2 protein-coding genes are annotated in these 2724 nt (G+C 70.0%); both read left to right on the top strand.

The window, feature by feature from the left end:
• Positions 1 to 247 precede the first annotated feature (247 nt).
• Positions 248 to 1162 carry an IS982 family transposase gene (locus Q0W90_RS24100; protein WP_297777151.1) on the top strand — a complete coding sequence of 305 codons (915 nt, stop codon included), beginning with the start codon at positions 248 to 250 and terminating at the stop codon, positions 1160 to 1162.
• A 174-nt stretch (positions 1163 to 1336) separates the two neighbouring features.
• Complete coding sequence (locus tag Q0W90_RS24105; protein ID WP_297777154.1) at positions 1337 to 2722, top strand: S8 family serine peptidase; 1386 nt, start codon at positions 1337 to 1339, stop codon at positions 2720 to 2722.
• Positions 2723 to 2724: the final 2 nt, after the last annotated feature.

The raw sequence follows: 2724 nt of genomic DNA on the forward strand, positions 1-2724 counted from the left end.
CCGACAGCGTGACGGCCAGCGCCAGTTCCCGGCCGTTGAGTTCCTTGTAACGGCCCTGCACGGCCAGGGCGAGGCGGGTCGGGCGCCAGCGCCCGGGGGACAGGCGCTCGACCACCGGATGGCCCATCGTGCCGGCCTAGATGGTTAGTTCCAAGGGGTCGCGGACCGCGCGACCGTCCACCACGTAGCGCGCGAGAGCGCCCAGGATCGGCGATGTCGAACACACCCTGATCCTGGAGGACCGGGCATGAACGCCGATCTGGACGCTCTCGCGACCGAACTGTACGTGGCGATCGACGACATCTTGATTGCCAACCCTGACCTGGTTCCGTCTCGCCCGAAGGTCGGGATCGCGCCACAGCTGTCCGACGCCGAGCTGGTGACCTTGGCGGTGCTCCAAGCGCTGCTCGGCCACAGCGACGAGGCCCGCTTCATCCGCTACGCCCATGTCCACCTCGTCAGCCTGTTCCCATACCTGCCCGAGCGGCCGGCGTACAACAAGCGCCTCCGCCGCTCCGTGGCCATGCTCCATGGCGTCATGCGCATCCTGGCGACACGCACCACCGCATGGCACGACGACGTCTGGCTCATCGACTCCACCCCGGTGGAATGCGGACGCTCCCGCGAAACCGCGCAACGATCCGACCTCGCCGGCACCGCCGGCTACGGCTACTGCGCCAGCCACTCCCGCTACTTCTGGGGCCTGCGCCTGCACCTCATCGCCACGCCCGCCGGGCTGCCCATCGCCTACGCGTTGACCCATCCGAAAGACGACGAACGCCTCGTCGCCCGCGACCTGCTCGAAACCGACCCCGACCTCCTCGCGCAACGCGCCGGACAAACCATCATCGCCGACAAGGGCTACCGATCGGCCGAACTCGAAGCCACACTCGCCGACCGGGGCGCCACCCTCATCCGACCCGCGTTCAAGACCGAAGCAGCCCGACCCGGCCAACGCTTCCTGCGCCCCCTCCGCCAGATCATCGAGTCCATCAACCACACCCTCAAAGCCCAACTCGACCTCGAACGACACGCCGCCCGCAGCCTCCCCGGCGTCGCCGCCCGCGTCCTGCAACGACTCCTCGCCCTCACCGCCGTCATCTGGCACAACGAACAACGCGGCGCCCCAACCCTCCGATCGCTCACCGCCTACGACCACTGACCACAAGGGCTTGGAACTACTCATCTAGAGCCGGACAGATCGCCCGAATCGGCTCAGGGGATCTAAGAAGAGTGGGCCGGTTTCGTTACGATTGAAGGAATTGAACCGCCTCGGTCGAAGAATGCCGCGCCGGACGCCCCCACGGTCCGGCAGTCGATCAAGGAGGTCGAAGCGATGCTTCGCCGATTCCTCGTTCCCGCGCTCGCCGCCGTATGCCTCGCCCCTCTGGCGCTGTCGCTTCCCTCGCCGGCCGGAGGGTCGGTCCTCGGGACCGGCAACTACATCGTCGTCCTCAAGGACACCGCTTCCGCCCCCGCCGTGGCCGCCACGGCCACCAATCTCGGCGCCACCATCGACAGCCTGTTCGGAGCGGTGAACTCGCTCGTGGTCTCGCTCCCGGTCTCGCAGCTCAACACCCTCCGGCACGACTCCCGCGTGGCCTACGTGGCGCCGAACCGGCCTGTCCACCTGCTCGACTCCGGCGAGGGCACGTCCGTGCCGGCTGTGCCCACCGGCGTCGAACGCATCGGCGCCGCCCCGGCTTCCAACGCCGACGGCACCGCTGCGACCACCAACACCAGTGCCAGCGCCACCTCAGCCAAGAAGGCGGCCGTCGCCCTGCTCGACACCGGCGTCATGACCCGGCCCGACCTCAACGTGGTCGGCGGCTACGACTGCGCACCGTCCTCTGGCGGGGGCCTCCTCGGGATCCTCGGCCCCTCGGAACAGACCGCGTCCAACGGTGACGCCAACGGCATCCCGGCCGACGAGAACGGGCACGGCACCCACGTCGCCGGCATCGTCGGCGACACCGGCATCCCCGGCGTGGTCGGCGTGTCACCGGGCACCCCGATCTACGCCGTGCGGGTCTTCGGCGCCGACGGGTCGGGCGACATCTCCAACGTGATCTGCGGCCTCAACTGGGTGGCGCAGAACGCCGCCGCCGACAACATCAAGGTCGCCAACATGAGCCTCGGCGGTGAGGGCACCAGCGACGACAACTGCGGCACCACCGACCAGGATCCGTTCCACACCGCCGTCTGCCAGGTGTCTGCCGCCGGCGTGACCGTCGTCGCCGCCGCCGGCAACGACGGGGGCGACCTGGCCCAGTCGACCCCGGCGGCCTACCCCGAGGTCCTGGCCGTCACGGCCATGTCCGACTTCGACGGCCAGCCCGGCGGCCTGGCCACCACCGCCGACTGCTCCGACGGCGCCCGGGAGCAGGACGACACCGCCGCCAGCTACTCCGACTACGCCGCTCCCGGCTCGGCCGACGCCAACCACACCATCGCCGCTCCGGGCACCTGCATCACGTCGACCTGGAACGACGGCGGGATCGCCACGATCTCCGGCACCTCGATGGCCTCGCCCCACGTGGCCGGCCTCGTGGCCCGCTGCATCGACGCCGGCCCCTGCGCCGGGATGACCCCGGCCCAGATCATCTCCAAGCTGCGAGCCGACGCCGCCGCCCGCCCGGCCGCCCAGGGATTCGTGGGCGACAGCCACACGCCCGTCCCCGACCGGTACTACGGCGACCTCGCCGACGCTCTCGGCTACTGATC

Origin of the sequence: Mycobacterium sp. (genome assembly GCF_025933915.1) — a bacterium.
In the GTDB taxonomy this organism is placed as follows: domain Bacteria; phylum Actinomycetota; class Actinomycetes; order Mycobacteriales; family Mycobacteriaceae; genus Mycobacterium.